Origin of the sequence: Pseudoxanthomonas composti (genome assembly GCF_004122095.1) — a bacterium.
Lineage (GTDB): Bacteria > Pseudomonadota > Gammaproteobacteria > Xanthomonadales > Xanthomonadaceae > Pseudoxanthomonas_A > Pseudoxanthomonas_A composti.
Genome location: NZ_SAWZ01000007.1, coordinates 1 through 15,933 on the forward strand (window position 1 = coordinate 1; position 15,933 = coordinate 15,933).

General features: G+C 70.2%; 12 protein-coding genes. 7 read left to right on the plus strand and 5 right to left on the minus strand.

Annotation, left to right across the window (positions count from 1 at the left end):
• Positions 1-186: 186 nt before the first annotated feature.
• The 3 genes from EPA99_RS13245 to EPA99_RS13255 all read left to right on the plus strand — a co-directional run bounded on the left by EPA99_RS13245 (position 187) and on the right by EPA99_RS13255 (position 3,493).
• Positions 187-1,401 carry an FAD-dependent oxidoreductase gene (locus tag EPA99_RS13245; RefSeq protein WP_129471717.1) on the plus strand — a complete coding sequence of 405 codons (1,215 nt, stop codon included), beginning with the start codon at positions 187-189 and terminating at the stop codon, positions 1,399-1,401.
• Between the two features lie 188 nt (positions 1,402-1,589).
• Positions 1,590-2,486 (plus strand): BON domain-containing protein, encoded by an 897-nt coding sequence (locus EPA99_RS13250; RefSeq protein ID WP_129471718.1) that lies wholly within the window; start codon positions 1,590-1,592, stop codon positions 2,484-2,486.
• A gap of 119 nt (positions 2,487-2,605) precedes the next feature.
• Positions 2,606-3,493: an EamA family transporter gene (locus EPA99_RS13255; RefSeq protein ID WP_129471719.1), complete on the plus strand. Its 888-nt coding sequence runs from the start codon at positions 2,606-2,608 to the stop codon at positions 3,491-3,493.
• 3 nt (positions 3,494-3,496) lie between these two features.
• On the opposite strand, the gene EPA99_RS13260 is transcribed toward EPA99_RS13255, so the two are convergent.
• Positions 3,497-3,754, minus strand: coding sequence for a hypothetical protein (locus EPA99_RS13260; protein WP_129471720.1), 258 nt, complete (start codon positions 3,752-3,754; stop codon positions 3,497-3,499).
• A gap of 109 nt (positions 3,755-3,863) precedes the next feature.
• Between EPA99_RS13260 and EPA99_RS13265 the strand changes: the two genes are divergently transcribed.
• A complete protein-coding gene (locus EPA99_RS13265; RefSeq protein WP_129471721.1) occupies positions 3,864-4,559 on the plus strand; it encodes a glycosyltransferase in 696 nt (231 codons plus the stop codon).
• Positions 4,560-4,716: 157 nt separating this feature from the next.
• On the opposite strand, the gene EPA99_RS13270 is transcribed toward EPA99_RS13265, so the two are convergent.
• Positions 4,717-5,739, minus strand: coding sequence for a serine hydrolase domain-containing protein (locus EPA99_RS13270; RefSeq protein ID WP_129471722.1), 1,023 nt, complete (start codon positions 5,737-5,739; stop codon positions 4,717-4,719).
• Between the two features lie 128 nt (positions 5,740-5,867).
• Between EPA99_RS13270 and EPA99_RS13275 the strand changes: the two genes are divergently transcribed.
• Positions 5,868-7,175: a M20/M25/M40 family metallo-hydrolase gene (locus tag EPA99_RS13275; RefSeq protein ID WP_206733758.1), complete on the plus strand. Its 1,308-nt coding sequence runs from the start codon at positions 5,868-5,870 to the stop codon at positions 7,173-7,175.
• 290 nt (positions 7,176-7,465) lie between these two features.
• Entirely contained in the window at positions 7,466-10,600 is a 3,135-nt protein-coding gene (locus EPA99_RS13280; protein WP_129471724.1) for a discoidin domain-containing protein, read from the plus strand.
• 898 nt (positions 10,601-11,498) lie between these two features.
• Here the strand turns inward: EPA99_RS13280 and EPA99_RS13285 are convergent.
• Positions 11,499-11,777 carry a hypothetical protein gene (locus tag EPA99_RS13285; protein WP_206733759.1) on the minus strand — a complete coding sequence of 93 codons (279 nt, stop codon included), beginning with the start codon at positions 11,775-11,777 and terminating at the stop codon, positions 11,499-11,501.
• 130 nt (positions 11,778-11,907) lie between these two features.
• Entirely contained in the window at positions 11,908-13,407 is a 1,500-nt protein-coding gene (gene glpK, locus EPA99_RS13290) for a glycerol kinase GlpK (RefSeq protein WP_129471725.1), read from the minus strand.
• 234 nt (positions 13,408-13,641) lie between these two features.
• Between glpK and EPA99_RS13295 the strand changes: the two genes are divergently transcribed.
• Positions 13,642-14,739 carry a DUF2272 domain-containing protein gene (locus EPA99_RS13295; protein ID WP_129471726.1) on the plus strand — a complete coding sequence of 366 codons (1,098 nt, stop codon included), beginning with the start codon at positions 13,642-13,644 and terminating at the stop codon, positions 14,737-14,739.
• A 73-nt stretch (positions 14,740-14,812) separates the two neighbouring features.
• Here the strand turns inward: EPA99_RS13295 and EPA99_RS13300 are convergent, their stop codons facing one another.
• Entirely contained in the window at positions 14,813-15,796 is a 984-nt protein-coding gene (locus EPA99_RS13300) for a polysaccharide deacetylase family protein (RefSeq protein ID WP_129471868.1), read from the minus strand.
• Positions 15,797-15,933: the final 137 nt, after the last annotated feature.

The following is a 15,933-nucleotide window of genomic DNA, read 5'->3' on the forward strand; positions in this document are numbered from 1 at the left end:
ACCTGGAGCCGCTCCCACAGCATCAGCAGCAACTTCATTGACGACTTCACCAGCACTTCCCTAGCAACACCATTGGCCCGATGGCACCGCGCTCCGACCCAGCGCGGTGTCCCCTACTCGCCCGCCGCGCGGGCGCGCGCGGCAGGCCCGGTATGCTCCGGGCTCCACTCACGCCAACGAGTCCGCATGCACCGTCGCCAATTCCTGGGCCGGGCCGGCATCGCCGCCGCTGCCCTGTCCTCGCCTTCCCTGCTGGCCGCATCGGCGGCGCGCGCCGCCACGCCCGCGGCGGTTCCCGCCAGCACCGCGCCGGCACTCGGCGGACAGGCCTTCGCACCCACGCCCCCGCTGGTGCCGATCAAGGCGGCGAGCGACCGCATCGTGGCCATCAGCGTGTGCACCCGCCCGTTCCGCGCGCAGGGCCCGCGGACCGAGCGCGAGCAGATCGGCCGCAAGACCGTGGTGCACAACTACGGCCACGGCGGCAGCGGCTGGTCGCTGTCCTGGGGCACGGCCGAGCACGCGCTGCGGCTGATCCAGGACATGGACGAGCGCGAACTGGCGATCATCGGCTGTGGCGCCATCGGCCTGACCACGGCGCTGGTGGCCCAGCGCGCCGGCTACCGCGTGCGCATCTACGCGGCCGAGCGCATGCCCGACGTGCGCTCCTTCCTGGCCACCGGCGCGTGGACGCCGGAGTCGCGCATCTGCAGCGCCGAGCACGCCACGCCCGAGTTCGAACGACGCTGGGCCGACATGGCGCGCATTTCCCACCGCCGCTACCAGACCATGCTCGGCCTGCCGGGCGACCCGATCGAGTGGCGCGACCAGTACGTGCTGTCGGACGTCCCGTTCGACCAGCCCATGCCCGGCGCCGAATCCGGCGAGCCGGAGTACCCGGTGCTGGAGAGCCGGCTGACGCCGGAGCTGCACCACCGCTCGCAGCCCATCGCACAGAGCGCCCATCCCTTCCCGGTGCCCTATGCCAAGCGCACCACCAACATGGTGTTCAACATCTCCAGCTATTCGCGGATGTTGATGGACGAGTACCTGCAGCTCGGCGGCGAGGTCCACACGCGGCACTTCGAGAGCCCGCGCCAATTCGCCGACCTGCGCGAGAAGATCATCCTCAACTGCACCGGTTACGGCGCGCGCGCCCTGCTGGGCGATGACAGCATCGTGCCGGTACGCGGGCAGACGGCGCGGCTGATCCCGCAGCCGGAGGTGAACTACGGCCTGTACTGGCGCGGCCACAACCTCAGCGTGGTGCCACGACGCGACGGCATCCTGGTGCAGGCCCAGGGCGAGCACGATTTCGGCGACGACAGCACCGCCCCCAACGCGCAGCTGACCTACGACGCAATCGCCCAGCTGGCCAAACTGTTCCCCGCGTTGGGCTGACCATGCCCGGGGCGACGCCGCGCCCGAAGCAATGGGCAAGGCGTCGCGCCCAGCGTCGACGCAAACGCTAAGCCCGCGTCAACACGCGGGCGCTACGGTTTCGCAGACCGCTATCGCAGGGACGCGCCAGACTTGCTGCCAAAGCCCCCACCAGCAGGTGCGGGGCGGTCCCAGACACGGAGGACAGCATGCGCAACCGCTATCAGCGACACAGCACGGCCGATGAGATCACCGAGGACTTCAAGGCCAACGCCCGCGAGGCCTTCGATGCCGGCGCCCGCTACATGGGCGCGGCACGCGACTGGTTCCTGCAGCGGGCCGAGGAAATGCAGCAGCGGGTCTTCGACCAGCGCGTCCAGTCCAGGAAGTCCGAAGTGGATGAGGAAGAAGACTTTCTGGCACGCGCCTACCGCGATGCCGGCCGTGCCGCGCGCGGCGAGGGAGTCGATAGCGTGGAAGATCCGATCGGCACAGGACGCGAGGGCGCCGGCGCCGCTCGCCGTGGACGCCATGCGCGCGCCGCCTGGACCGGGGGCTCGACCCCGGACTGGGACCGCGAGCAGGGAATCGAACGCGGCCGTCGCGGTGGCCCCGGGCGCCAGGGTCCGGCCCCGCATGCCTACGGGTACCGGGGCATGGGCCCGCGCGACTACCAACGCAGCGATGAGCGCATCGCCGAGGAGATCAACGAGCGCCTCTACGAAAGCGATGCCATCGATGCGCGCGATATCGCCGTGCAGGTCAACCAGGGCGTGGTGCTGATGACCGGCACCGTGCCGCACCGCTGGATGAAGCACCTTGCCGAGGACCTGGCCGAGCGCTGCCGGGGGGTGACCGACGTCGAGAATCAGGTGCGCGTGCAGGCGCAGGACACGCAGGAGGCCAGTGCCTTCACGGCGCGCTCCACCGTCTCCAGCGCCATCCCGACCGCATCGGAGGTCCAGTCGCCTTCGTCCGTGGCCTCGGCCAGTGCGTCGGGCCGTGCCGATACCGCCACCAAGCAGACGCCGCCGCATGTCCCCAGCGACACCATCGGCGGCGGCAGTCGTGCGGCGACCAAGCCTTCGGGCGGCACCGCGCACTGAAGCCGACGCCCGGCTGCGCCGGGCCACGGCTCGATCACTTCACACGGGCGCTTCGGCGCCCGTTTTCCGTGGGCTGGCGGGGTATCCTGATCGGCCCCACGACGGTGACTCCCGCTGCCATGCAGGCCGCTTCCCTTCCGCGCGCGTCTCGCCTGGTCCCGGTGCTGCTGGTCCTGCTGGCCATCGTGTCGGTCCAGGTTGGCGCCAGCATCGCCAAATCCCTGTTTCCCGCCGTGGGGGCCGCCGGCGCCGCTGCGCTGCGCCTGGCCCTGGGCACGGCGATGCTGTTGATCGTGTTCCGCCCATGGCGGACCCCGTTGCGCGGCCTGCCCTGGCGCTCGCTGCTGGGCTACGGCCTGTCGCTGGGCACGATGAACGGCCTGTTCTACCAGGCCCTGGCGACGGTGCCGATCGGCATCGCCGTGGCCCTTGAGTTCACCGGCCCGCTGACGCTGGCGGTGCTGGGCTCGCGGCGACCGCGCGACTTCCTGTGGATCGTATTGGCGGTGGTGGGCCTGCTGCTGTTGGTGCCGTGGTCGGAGAGCCAGCAGGGGGTTGATCCGCTGGGCGCGGCCTTCGCGCTGGCCGCCGGGGCGTGCTGGGCGCTGTACATCGTCTTCGGCGGCAAGGTCGGCGCCGAGCACGGCACCCAGTCGGTGGCCCTGGGCGCGGTGATCGCCGCCTGCGTGGTGGTGCCCTGGGGCGTGGCCGATGCCGGCGGCAAGCTGCTGGACCCGGCGCTGCTGCCGGCCGCGCTGGGCGTGGCCGCCCTGTCCATGGCCCTGCCCTACACCCTGGAAATGATGGCGCTGCCGCGCATGCCGGCCAGCACCTTCGGCATGATGATGAGCCTGGAACCGGCGGTCGGCGCCTTGGCCGGGCTGATCTTCCTGCAGGAGGTGCTGAGCCTGCTGCAGTGGCTGGCCATCGGCGCGGTGATCATGGCCTCCGCCGGCGCGGCCTTGACCGCACCGGCGGACACGCCGGCGGCGACAGTGCCGGACTGAGGCTCAGGCGTCGGCCTCGAGCAGCTTCTTGCGATAGCTGTGGTCGCCCGGCAGGCGCCGGGCCAGCGCGCGACCGGCCTCGGTGGCAGCGGCCCGGGCCTCGGCCTCGGTGCGGTAGTTGTCCTCCAGGGCCACGGTTTCCACCGCCTGCGCCTCATCGCCATGATGCAGGCGCGCGGCCGCGTTCCAGCGGTTGGAGCCGTAGGGGCTCTGGCCGACCAGCACGCGGATGACGAAGGGACCTTCGACAGGGTGGCTCATGGGGGACCTCGCGAACTTCACACTAGCACCAGGAAACTGTCTGCGGATGTCCGCACGGTGACATTCGCGACACAGTTTCCAAGTTCTCCTCTTCCGCACGGGCCACCCGATGCTCTCGGTCATCATCCCCGCCCATAACGAGGCCGCCCAGTTGCCGGCGACGCTGATGGCCCTGCGCCAGGCCGCCGGAGCGCTGGCGCTGGACTGGGAAGTGATCGTGGTCGATGACGCCTCCGAGGATGGCACCGCGGAGGTGGCCCGCGTCCATGGCGCGCAGGTGCTGCGGGTGGAACATCGCCAGATCGCCGCGACCCGCAATGCCGGGGCGCAGGCCGCCCGCGGCCAGGCGCTGCTGTTCGTGGATGCCGACACCAGCGTGGATGCGCCGGTGCTGGCCGCGGCCGTGGCTGCGCTCGAAGGTGGCGCGGTTGGCGGCGGCGCGCGCGTGACCATGCCCGAGGCCGGCGCCTGGCATGTGCGGCTGGGCGAGTGGTGCTTCGGCTGGCTGTTCCGCTTCACCGGCATCGCCCCGGGTTGCTTCCTGTTCTGCACGCGCGCGGCCTTCGACGCGGCCGGCGGCTTCAACCAGCGCTACTACGCGGGCGAGGACGTGGCCATGAGCCGCGCATTGGCGCGCATCGGGCGGTTCGTGATCCTGCGCGAGGCGGTGCGCACCTCCGCGCGCAAGCTGCAGATGTTCACGCCTTGGGAGCACCTGCGGCTGATGCTGCGCTTCGCGCTGATGCGCCGGCGCATGCTGACCTCGCGGCGGCACCTGGACTTCTGGTACGGGCGGCGCCGCTGAGGGCGCGTGGCGGTGCGCGACGCCCGACGGCAAAGCTCAATTGCGCTGGAAGCATTCTGTGGGAATGGCCCTTTGTGGGAGCGGCTCCCACAGAAACAACTCCGCGAGGCGACGCGCATGCGACCCGCATGTGCCGGACGGGTTGTGAGCGGTGCCCTTACCGCGCGGTCCGCACCGGCGCACCGGGCGACTGGCTGTCGATGATCCGCCCCATCAGCGCGTGCAGATCGCCCAGGTGGCCGGTACGCGAAGGCGTGTGCTCATCCGAGGTCATCGCCACGGTCAGTCCCAGCGCCGGCACCACGTACAGCATCTGCCCCCCAAAGCCCCAGGCGAAGACCACGTCCTGTCCGGCGATCCGGCGCAGGAACCAGCCATAGGCGTAGCCATCGCCGGTGTAGATCGAGCGCGTCCGTGGCGTCCACGACTGTCGCACCCAGTGCGCGGAAACGACCACCGTGCCGTCGGCCGTCTTGCCGCCATTGCGATACAGCTCGCCGAAGGCCAGCAGGGCACGCGGCGTCATCGACATCTGGTTGCCGCCGAAATAGATCCCCTGCGGATCGCGGCCCCAGGCGCTGATGGCAAAGCCGGGCTGCTGGCCCAGCCAGTCGCGGGCCAACTGCAGGGTGCTGCGCCCGGTGCGGCGGGTGAGGATGGCCGACAGCAGGTGCGTGGAGCCGGTGGAGTACAGCATTCCGCCGCCGGGCTCATCGACGAAGGGCTGGGCCAGCGCACCGCGGACCCAGTTGCGGCCGGCGACCCAGCGCCCGTAGTTCGCGCCGGAGGTCGGCTGCAGCCCGGCCTGCATGCTCAACAGGTGACCGACGGTCACCTTGGCCAAGCGCGGATCGGGATCGGTCGGCAGCTCGCCTTGCAGCAGCGGCGCGATGCGCTGGTCCACGCCGGTCAGCACGCCCTTGTCGATGGCAATGCCGACCAGGGCCGAGACCACGGTCTTGGACGCGGACTTGATGTTGGTGGCGCGGTCCAGCGATGCGCCGTGGTAGGCCTGCGCGCCCAGCAGCCTGCCGTGGCGGGCGACGAGCACCGCGCGCAAGGGCGCAAGGGCACGCGCGTCGTCCAGCACGTGCGGCAGCTCCGCGCCCGCCGCGGCCTGCGCCAGCAGCGGCGCGGGCAGCATCGCGCACAACAACAGCAGGAGCAGACGCGGCAGCATGGCCGCACTGTGGCCTGCGCCGTGGCCAGGCGCGGTGAATGACATGGGCGTCATGTCCCGCGGCGGTGCGGCCTGCCTGGGCAATGCGCTGCGGCTATGCTCGCCCTTCCCCGCCGATGGACGCCACGATGCTTCGCCACGCCTGTGCCCGTGCCCTGCTGCTCGCCCCGCTGCTGCCCATGACCGCGCAGGCGGCCTTGTCTGCCCCCGAGCAGAAGATCGCCAGCACCGTCAAAGCCGAGCACGGCCGCTCGGTGGCGCTGCTGGAAACGCTGGTGAACCAGAACAGCGGCTCGATGAACCTGGAGGGCGTGGCCAAGGTGGCGCAGCTGCTGCGGCCGGAGTTGGAGGCGCTGGGGTTCAAGGTGCAATGGAAGCCGATGCCCGCAACTCAGCGCGCCGGCCACCTGATCGCCACCCACACCGGCAGACCCGGCGGCAAGCGGCTGTTGCTGATCGGTCACCTGGACACGGTGTTCGAGGCCGATGCGCCGTTCCAGACCTATTCGGCCAAGGGCCAGACCGCCACCGGCCCGGGCGTGGGCGACGACAAAGGCGGCGTGGTGGTCATGCTCGGTGCCCTGCGCGCGATGCAGGCGGCCGGCACGCTCGCGGCGGCCAACATCGAGGTGGTGCTGACCGGCGATGAAGAGGATGTCGGCGACCCGCAGGACCTGGCGCGCGCCGACCTGGTGGCCGCCGGTAAGCGCGCGGACGTCGCACTGGATTTCGAGAACCTGGCGCAGGAGGACGGCCAGGACATGGGCTCCATCGCCCGCCGCTCCAGCAACAGCTGGACGCTGAAGACCACCGGCAAGTCCGGGCACAGCTCCGGGATCTTCTCTTCCAGCGCCGGCGACGGGGCGATCTTCGAGCTCTCGCGCATCCTCACCGCCTTCCGGCAGGAGCTGCCCGAGCCCAACCTCACCTTCAATGTCGGACTCATCGGCGGCGGCCAGCGCGCGGAGCTCGATGCCGATGGGGTGCGCCTGAGCGCCGATGGCAAGAGCAACATCATCCCTTCCGTGGCCGTGGCCAAGGGCGACTTTCGCACCCTGAGCCAGGACCAGACCGAGCGCGTGCGCCGCAAGATGCAGGCCATCGTCGCGCGCCACCTGCCGCTGACCGAGGCCAGCATCGGCTTCGATGAGAGCTACCCGGCGATGCCGCCGACGGCGGGCAACCGCGCCCTGCTGGCCCAGCTCAACGCGGTGAACCAGGACCTGGGCCTGGCGCCGATGGCCGAGCTGGACCCGCTCAAGCGCGGCGCCGGCGATATCGCCTTCGTGGCGGCCGACGTCGATGGGCTGGTGGGGCTGGGCATCGCCGGTGCGGGCAGTCACGCACCCGGGGAAACCGCGGACCTGGGCAGCCTGGACCGGCAGGCGATCCGTGCGGGGATCCTGATGTCGCGGCTGGGCGCGCAGGCCCGCTGACGTTCCATTGCCGCCACAAAGAGAAAGGCCCCGCGAGGGAGGGATCGCGGGGCCTTTGTGTCGCCGGGAGGGAGGCGACGGAGTGAGTGTCCCCCTCATGCTGCAGTGAAGCAAATGGCAATTTTGAATAACCGCCATTCCGTTCCGTATACCTCGAGCATTTGGCCGAGATCGCGTCATTTGCACGCGTGAATACGCACGTTGCGGCAAGCCCAGCTGCTGCAACGCAGCTCGCTGGGCTCTGTGAGCGCTCCTAACATCAGGTCCACACGGGCGAACAAGGGGGCATCATGGGCATGCGGGGCGTCTGCGCGACAGCGCTGGGGTGGCTGATGCTGGCGCAGGCTGCGCAGGCCGCGGGCGATTCGCTGCCGCCGCGCAGCCAGTGGAAGGCCAGCAGCTCGGCCACCGAGGCCCCGGCCCTGGCCTCGGCTCATGCCTTCGATGGCGATCCGGCCACGCGCTGGGGCGGGCCGTTCTCGCCCGGGCACTGGCTGCAGCTGGATATCGGCGCACCGGCCGACATCGGCGGGGTACGCATCGCCTGGGACGTCAGCCACGCCAACCACTATCTGCTGCAGGCCTCCGACGACGGCCAGGCCTGGCGCACCATCTACACCACCCAGGACAGCCCAGGAAAGACCGAGTACGTGCTGTTCCCCGCGGTGCGCACCCGCTTCCTGCGGCTGGCCGCGCCGACGCGCACGGCCGACTGGGGCGTGGGCATTTTCGAGTTCCAGCCGCTGGCCGCCGGGCAGGCGCCACGCATCGTCGGCCTGGCGGATAAGGGCGAGGCGGCGGCGCTGTGGAGCCCAGGCCCGGCACGCCTGCTCGGCAAGCTCGGCCACGGCCAGGGCCTGCAGGTGGATTTCCCGCAGCCGCAGGACGTGGCCGGCCTGCAGGTCAGCTGGGGCCAGGCGCCAGGCAGCGCGCAAGTGGAGGGGCGCGATGCCTCTGGGCAGTGGACGCCGTTGGCGCAGGAACCGCAGTCCTTCGGCGCGGCCTCCTACCTGGCCGGCGATGCGCCACGCACCGTCACCGCCCTGCGCCTGCTGACCCACGCGGCCGATGGCAAGCCGCCCAGCGTCACGCGACTGCGCGTGCTGGGCCCCCAGGCGGTCATGACGCCGATGAAGCGCTACCAGCTGGCGGCCACCGGCCGGCATGCGGCGTTGTTTCCTTCCTCGCTGCACATGCAGCAGGTGTACTGGACGATGGTCGGCATCCCGGCGGGCCGGCAAAAGGCGGTATTCGACGAATACGGCAACCTAGAGGCCTTCAAGGGCGCACCGCTGGTGCAGCCGGTGTGGCGCGACGCCAGCGGCAAGGCCGCGGCGGCCAACGTGGACACGTCCATCGTCCATCGCCTGCGCGCCGGCTGGATGCCGATGCCGGAGCTGCAATGGTCGCCGCAGCCCGGGCTGGAGCTGACCAGCAGCGCGATCGCCATCGAACATGCCGATGCAGCGAAGGCTGGCGCGCCGGTGGTACTGGTGCGCCATCGCCTGCGCAATACCGGCGGCACGCCGGTCGAAGGCACGCTGTCGCTGCTGACCCGACCGCTGCAGGTCAGCCCGCCGTGGCAGAACGGCGGGCTCTCGCCGATCCGGGAGATCGCCATCGACCAGGGCCGCGGCGTCCGCGTGAACGGCCGGCTGCTGTTCCAGAGCGCCGCCGCGCCCGAGCTGCACGGCGTGGCTGCCTTCGGTGCGCATGGCGAGCACGAGATCACCCGCTTCGCCGCGGACGGCAGCGCGCCGCAGGCGCAGCAGGCCAGCGACCCGCAAGGCCTGGCCGCCGGCCTGCTGGGCTATCGCATCGCGCTGGCGCCGGGCGCGCAGCGCGACATCGTGCTGGCCTTCGCGCTGGGCAACGAGGTGATCGACGCGGCCACCGTGGAGGCCGCGCGCTGGCCGCCCGCCCCGACGCTGGACGTGCAGGCGCTGCTGGGCGAAGGCAACCGGGCCGGCGCGCGCTTCGATGCGCTGGCCGATGCGCTGGCCGCGCAGTGGGAACAGCGACTGGGCCGGATCGGCCTGTCCCTGCCCGACGCCTCGCTGGTGGACATGCTGCGCGCGCAGGCGGCCTACATGCTGCTCAACCAGAGCGGCCCGGCCATGCAGCCGGGCCCGCGCAACTACAACCGCTCCTTCATCCGCGATGGGTCGGCCACCGCGGCGGTGCTGCTGCGCATGGGCATGGCCGGCACCGCGCGCGACTACCTGCACTGGTACAGCGACCACGCCGTGCACGAGGACGGCCTGGTCTCGCCGATCCTCAACGACGATGGCAGCGTCAACACCGGCTTCGGCTCGGACCTGGAGTACGACGCTCAGGGCCAGTACCTGTGGCTGGTGGCCGAGGTCGCACGCCTGGATGGCGGGGCGCGCAGCGTGCGCGAATACCAGCCGCAGGTGAACCGCGCGCTGAAGTTCCTGCAAACCCTGCGCGAACGCACGCTGGTGCCCGGCTACCAGGCCGATCGCCCCATGCCGGAGCGCTTTGCCGGGCTGATCGCCCCGTCGATCAGCCATGAGGGCTACTCGGTGCCCACGCATAGCTACTGGGACAATTTTTGGGCCCTGCGCGGCTGGCACGATGGCGCATGGCTGGCCGAGCAGTGGGGCGATGCGGCCACCGCGCGCTGGGCGCGCGAGCAGTACGCGCTGCTGCGCGATTCGCTGGCCGCCTCGATCCGCACCACCATGCAGTGGAAGGGCATCGACACCCTTCCTTCCGACGCCGACCAGGGCGGCAGCGACCCGACCAGCCTCTCCATCGCGCTGGACCCCACCGGCGCGCAGGGCGTGCTGCCGCCCCAAGCGCTGGCCAACACCTTCGACCGCTACCTGGCCGAGGTGCGCAAGCGCGACACGCCTGGCGCGCTGTATGCCTACACGCCCTACGAGATGCGCAACGTGCTGACCTACGTGCACCTGGATCGTCCGGCCGATGCGGAGTTCATGCTGCAGCACGTGGCCGGCGACCGTCGCCCGCGCGCCTGGCAGGAACTGGCCGAGGTGATCTACTCGGACAAGCGCCATGCGATCTACCTGGGCGACATGCCGCACACCTGGATCGGCGCCGAGTACGCGCGCAGCGTGTTCGGGATGCTGATGTCCGAAGGCGACGATGCGCTGTCGCTGCTGCCCGGCACGCCGCCCTCCTGGGTCGCAGGGCCCGGCCTGAAGATCGATGGGCTGCCGACCGCCTATGGCACGCTGGCGATGCAGGCGCGGCAGCAGGACCAGCGACTGACCATCACCCTGGGCAAGGGCCTGCGCGCGGACGCCGCGCTCAAGGTGCTCTGGCCCAGTCGCACGCGGCCGACTTCGGTCATCGTCGATGGCAAGCCGATGCGCGACTTCGATGCGCGCGGCATCAGCGTGCCGCGGCCGTTTCGCAGCCTGACCGCGCAATGGTGAGCGCGTGCTTGCAGCAGCCAGCGCTCGCACCAGGCGCTGCTGTCAACGATGGGTTGCGTCGTCTGGACCAGACTCTATTCCCGGCGACTGCGCCTTCATGTGGGAGCCAATTCAGCGGCGGCGGGGCTTGCTTGGGAAAGCCCCTTCGCGGCTGAAGCCACTCCCACAACAGGGTCCGAGGCCCCGGTAGGGTGGACAACGCGAAGCTTGTCCACCGAGGCAGGTGCCGCCAGATCACGCAGGCGCCGCGGGCGCGACTCTTCCGTTGGCGTGGTCACATATCCGCTTTGTTCGATTCGCGGCGATGGTGGATGGAGGAGCGTCATCCACCCTACGGCCTGCTTCTTGATGTGGAGCCGATTCATCGGCGAAGGGTCTTGCTCGGGGGCGCCCCTTCGCGGCTGAAGCCGCTCCCACGGAAGCGCCAAAGACCAGCGTAGGGTGGACAAGGCGAAGCTTGTCCACCAAGGCAGGCTCGGCGAGATCATGCAGGCGCCGTGCGCGTGCGGATCCTGCGCTTGCGCGGGTCGCACGCCTCCACACATCCGCTTTGTTCGATTCGCTGCGATGGTGGATGGAAGAGCGTCATCCACCCTACGGCCTGCTTCTTCATGTGGGACCCGATTCATCGGCGAAGGGGCTTGCTCGGGAGCGCCCCTTCGCGGCTGAAGCCGCTCTCACCAAAGGGCCAGAGGCCCGCGTAGGGTGGACAACGCGAGGCTTGTCCATCAAGGCAGGCGTCGCGAGAGCACGCAGGCGCCGTTCGCGTGCGGATCCTCCGCTTGCGCAGGTCCCTCCACATATCCGCTTTGTTCGATTTGCGGCGATGGTGGATGTAAGAGCGTCATCCACCCTACGGGAGGATGACGCGCGGTTGTCTACCGGGGCTTGGTGCGCGTCAGGGCAGGTCGCACTTGAGCTTGGCGTCCACGTAGTGCGGCTTGGGGACGTCGGGGTTGGTGCTGGTCCGCTCGAACACGACCTCGAACGACGCCGGGTCCGGCTTGCCCTTGCGGTCGGTGCAGGCGTCCTGCAGCTTCTTGCGGGCCTCGCTGACGGCCGCGTCCTTGGTGGCGCCCTCTGCGCTGTTGGTGAGGTTGACCACTTCGGCCTGCGCCAGCGGGCTCAGCAGCATCAGGCCCACGGCCAGCATCGGTGCGTGCATCGTCTTGATCATGCGTCCATCTCCTTGAGGTCTGTATGGCCCGGCGCGGCGCGCATGCCTGCGCGCCACACGCCGCCATGGCGTGCTCGCCGGCCACAGTGTGATTCCGGCCTTGGCAAGGCCGGGTCAAGGCGCGCGGAGGTCAATCGTCCTTGAAGGCCATGGTGGCCTTGACCGCCTTCTGCCAGCCTCGGTAGCGGCGCTGGCGGTCCGCTTCCGGCATGCCAGGTTCGAAGCGCGCATCCACCGCCCACTGCCTGGCGATCTCCTCGCGACTTTCCCAGAAGCCCATGGCCAGTCCGGCCAGGTAGGCCGCGCCCAGCGCGGTGGTCTCGGAGACCTGCGGGCGCACCACCGGTACATCGAGGATGTCGGCCTGGAACTGGGCCAGGAAGTCGTTGCCGATCGCGCCGCCGTCCACACGCAATTCGCGCAGCGTCAGGCCGGCATCGGCTTCCATCGCCGCCAGCACATCGCGGGTCTGGTAGGCCATGGATTCCAGCGTGGCGCGGATGAAATGCTCCTTGCGGGTGCCGCGGGTCAGGCCGAAGAACGCACCGCGCACCTCGCTGTCCCAGTACGGCGCGCCTAGCCCGACGAAGGCCGGCACCATGTACACCCCGTCGGTGTCGGGCACGCGCTCGGCATAGGCCTGGGTGTCGCTGGCCTTGCCGAACATGCGCAGGCCATCGCGCAGCCACTGCACGGCCGAGCCGGCAACGAAGATGCTGCCCTCCAGCGCGTACTCCACCTTGCCATCGAGGCCCCAGGCGATCGTGGTCAGCAGGCCGTTGCGCGAGGTCACCGCCTGCTCGCCGGTGTTCATCAGGACGAAGCAGCCGGTGCCGTAGGTGTTCTTGGCCATGCCGGGCGCATAGCAGGCCTGGCCGAACAGCGCCGCCTGCTGGTCGCCGGCGATGCCGGCGATGGGCACCTTCTGCCCGAAGAAATGGCGCCCGGCCGTGTGCGCGTAGACCTCGCTGGAGGAACACACCTTGGGCAGCATCGAGCTGGGCACGCCAAGGATGTCGAGCAACTCCTGGTCCCAGCGCAGCGCGTGGATGTCGTACATCAGGGTGCGCCCGGCGTTGGTCTGGTCGGTGACGTGGGCCTTGTCCTCGGACAGGTTCCAGATCAGCCAGCTGTCGATGGTGCCGAACAGCAGGTCGCCGCGCTCTGCCCTGGCGCGCGCGCCTTCGACGTTGTCCAGGATCCACTTGAGCTTGGTGCCGGCGAAATAGGCATCGATCAGCAATCCGGACCTGGCGCGGAACAGCGCATCGTGCCCGGCCTCGATCAGCGCCTTGCACACGCCCAGCGACTGCCGCGACTGCCAGACGATGGCGTTGTATACCGCCTGGCCGGTGTGGCGGTCCCACACCACCGTGGTCTCGCGCTGGTTGGTGATGCCGATGGCGGCGACCTGCGCGGCATCCACTTCGGCCTGGGTCAGCACGTCGGTCATGGTAGTCAGCACCGTGGACAGGATCTCGCGCGGGTTATGCTCCACCCAGCCCGGCTGCGGAAAGATCTGGGTGAACTCACGCTGGGCGACGCCCTTGATGCCCCCTGCCCGGTCGAACAGGATCGCGCGCGAGCTGGTGGTGCCCTGGTCGATCGCCAGCACGTACTGCTTGTCCATCGATGCCTCCTGTGACTACGGGTGCGGCGCCCCAGGCGCGACAGGCTGGATGCACGGGACTGAACCTGCCGTCAGCGCCTGCGCAAGCCGGCCCGGCGCCGGTGGCGACAGGCGCCAGCAGCTGGTGCCGGGATGGCGCGGAGCAAGCTTGCCGGCTGCTCGCCGCCTGTGCACGCCGCCATGCGGCGCGTCATGGATGATGGACATCCCCACCGACGCCGCCAGGGAATGACGATGCGCCTGCTGTTGGCCAGCCTGCTGACCATGCTCGGATCGCTCGCGCTGCCAGCGCACGCAGGCGATGTCTGCCCGCAGCTGCGCACGCAGACCGCCGCGCCCGATCCCGCCACGCGCATCGCCGCCGTGGCCTGCAACGAGCATCTGCTCTGGTACCGGCCCTTCATCGACCGCCAGGGCCGCCTGGCCCGGGCGCAGGTCATGGAAGCGGAGGACACGCTGCTGGAGGACCAAGCCACCCCGGCGTGGCAGCGGGTGGCGCTGTACTGGCGCGAGACCGGACTGCTGTCGCGACTTGGCGTGGGCGATACCGACAGCTGCCTGGCCGCGCCGCTGGATCCTGCGATGGCGCCGCGCTGCCGCAGCTTCGTGGTGGACTACGCCTGGTCGGCGGCCTTCGTGTCCTGGACGATGCAACGGGCAGGCGTGCCCGGCTTCCGGCTGTCGGCCAGCCACATGGACTATGTGCGCGATGCCTTTCGCGCGCCCGAGCGCAGCCCGTTCCTGCCGGTGGATCCTGCCCTGGCCACACCGGCCCAGGGCGACCTGCTCTGCCATGTGCGCGGCAGTGGCGATGCGCTGGGCTTTACCGGCCTGCAGCGCATCGCCAAGGGGCGCGATGGCCTGAGCATGCACTGCGACATCGTGGTGGCGGCCAATCCAGGCGGCGACAGCACCGCGTATCTGGTTGGCGGCAACGTGCAGCAGGCGGTGACGATGCGGTTGCTGCCGCTCAACCGCAAAGGCGCGTTCTGGGGGCTGCTCCAGCGCAACAGCGGCGGTGCGCCGTGCACGCCCGACAACGAGGCCGCATGCAACTTCAACCGGCAGGACTGGGCGGTGCTGCTGAAGCTGAAACCGGCCGCGGAGTTGGCCCGGCTGCAAGGCACGTCCTCAGCTCCGGAGTCGACGCCGACCCCGCCGGAACACAATGATGGCGATCCGGTGCTTCCGCAGGCGCCGGTGCCGTCGACGGGCCGCTGCTGCGTGCAATGCGTGGTCGGTGGCGGCGTACCGCGCTGCCCGGCTGCGCCATCGGCGACACCAGCACCGCCTGCACCTGTGCCCGAAACTCAGGCTCCGCCGCAGCCCTGAACCGCGCGGCGCGGGGCAAGTGCGCGCCGCTCATCCAGGCACGGCGTGGGGCGCGGCGGACCCGCCTGTCGCGTCATTCGCTCTCCACCCCGGCCAGGTCCATCACCCAACGTGGCACCACCGGCTCACCGGCGTAGAAATCCTTGGGCCGGTGTTCGGCCATGGCCCAGCGGTGCAGCCAGCTCACGCCGTAGCGGCCGGTATAGCCATCGGGCCGCCGGTAGGCCGGGTCCTGCATCGCCTGGTCCAGGGTGATGAAGCGATAGCCGCGTCGCCGCGTGGCCGCCACCAGGTCGGCGTAGCTGACGGCATTGAGTTCGTTGGCGTGCAGCAGCCAGGTCTGGGCGACATTGCGGCCCAGCAGCTTGATCGACTGCTGCTCGAAGTAGTCCAGCTTGTTGAGCATGTAGGGCACATAGCCCTTGCGCAGCCGCAGCAGGGTGGCCTGCCGTTCCGGCCCTGGCGGCTGCGACTCCAGCACGCGCGCATAGGCGAAGGCCCAGACCCATTCGCCGTTGTCCACCGTGACCGGCGCGATGGCATAGCCGTGCGCGGACAGGAAATCGCGTAGCTGCGCGCGCAGCTCCGGCGTGGTGCCGGCCTGCAGGTAGGGGTGACGGAACCAGCGCGGCGTCCTGCCATATTCGGCCAGCAGCGGACGCAACACGTGTTCGCCACGCAGGATCTGCTGCTGGTACTCGGCCAGCGGGGTCTGGCTCAGCCCGACGTGGCCCCAGGTATGGTTGCCCAGGTCGAACCCGGCCTCCAGCCAGTCGCGCAGCATCGCCACCCGCTCGGGCGGCACTGTGCCTTGGGTCGCCGGCAGCGCCTGGCCCGCGGCGGCGCCCTGCAACTTGCCCTCGTTGACGAAGCCGGTCACCGGCACGCCCGCCTGCCTGAGCTGTTGCATGAGTTGCCGATGCCAATCTCCCAACTGGTCGGGCGGGGTCTTGTCGATGCGTTGCCAGGGCAGATCGTCGATGGTCACCGCGATGCGCCGGTCTGGCACGGGGGCAGCTGTCTGCGCCTGCACCCCCGTCAGCGCGGCCAGGCCCATCCACACCGCGCACGCCCGTGCCCACCCGCGCCAATGCCTCATGTCCAACCTCATCGAGAAAGGGCGCCAGCTTAGCCGGACCGACCTGGCCACAATCTTTCACGGGACATTCACAAGCATGACGCGCCTCCCAGCGT

What these genes read in the sequence shown, in the direction of transcription:
- EPA99_RS13245 (WP_129471717.1), top strand. Translation starts at nt 187, where the DNA reads ATGCACCGTCGCCAATTCCTGGGCCGGGCCGGCATCGCCGCCGCTGCC.
- EPA99_RS13250 (WP_129471718.1), top strand. Translation starts at nt 1,590, where the DNA reads ATGCGCAACCGCTATCAGCGACACAGCACGGCCGATGAGATCACCGAG.
- EPA99_RS13255 (WP_129471719.1), top strand. Translation starts at nt 2,606, where the DNA reads ATGCAGGCCGCTTCCCTTCCGCGCGCGTCTCGCCTGGTCCCGGTGCTG.
- EPA99_RS13260 (WP_129471720.1), bottom strand. Translation starts at nt 3,754, where the DNA reads ATGAGCCACCCTGTCGAAGGTCCCTTCGTCATCCGCGTGCTGGTCGGC.
- EPA99_RS13265 (WP_129471721.1), top strand. Translation starts at nt 3,864, where the DNA reads ATGCTCTCGGTCATCATCCCCGCCCATAACGAGGCCGCCCAGTTGCCG.
- EPA99_RS13270 (WP_129471722.1), bottom strand. Translation starts at nt 5,739, where the DNA reads ATGCTGCCGCGTCTGCTCCTGCTGTTGTTGTGCGCGATGCTGCCCGCG.
- EPA99_RS13275 (WP_206733758.1), top strand. Translation starts at nt 5,868, where the DNA reads ATGCTTCGCCACGCCTGTGCCCGTGCCCTGCTGCTCGCCCCGCTGCTG.
- EPA99_RS13280 (WP_129471724.1), top strand. Translation starts at nt 7,466, where the DNA reads ATGGGCATGCGGGGCGTCTGCGCGACAGCGCTGGGGTGGCTGATGCTG.
- EPA99_RS13285 (WP_206733759.1), bottom strand. Translation starts at nt 11,777, where the DNA reads ATGATCAAGACGATGCACGCACCGATGCTGGCCGTGGGCCTGATGCTG.
- glpK (WP_129471725.1), bottom strand. Translation starts at nt 13,407, where the DNA reads ATGGACAAGCAGTACGTGCTGGCGATCGACCAGGGCACCACCAGCTCG.
- EPA99_RS13295 (WP_129471726.1), top strand. Translation starts at nt 13,642, where the DNA reads ATGCGCCTGCTGTTGGCCAGCCTGCTGACCATGCTCGGATCGCTCGCG.
- EPA99_RS13300 (WP_129471868.1), bottom strand. Translation starts at nt 15,796, where the DNA reads ATGGGCCTGGCCGCGCTGACGGGGGTGCAGGCGCAGACAGCTGCCCCC.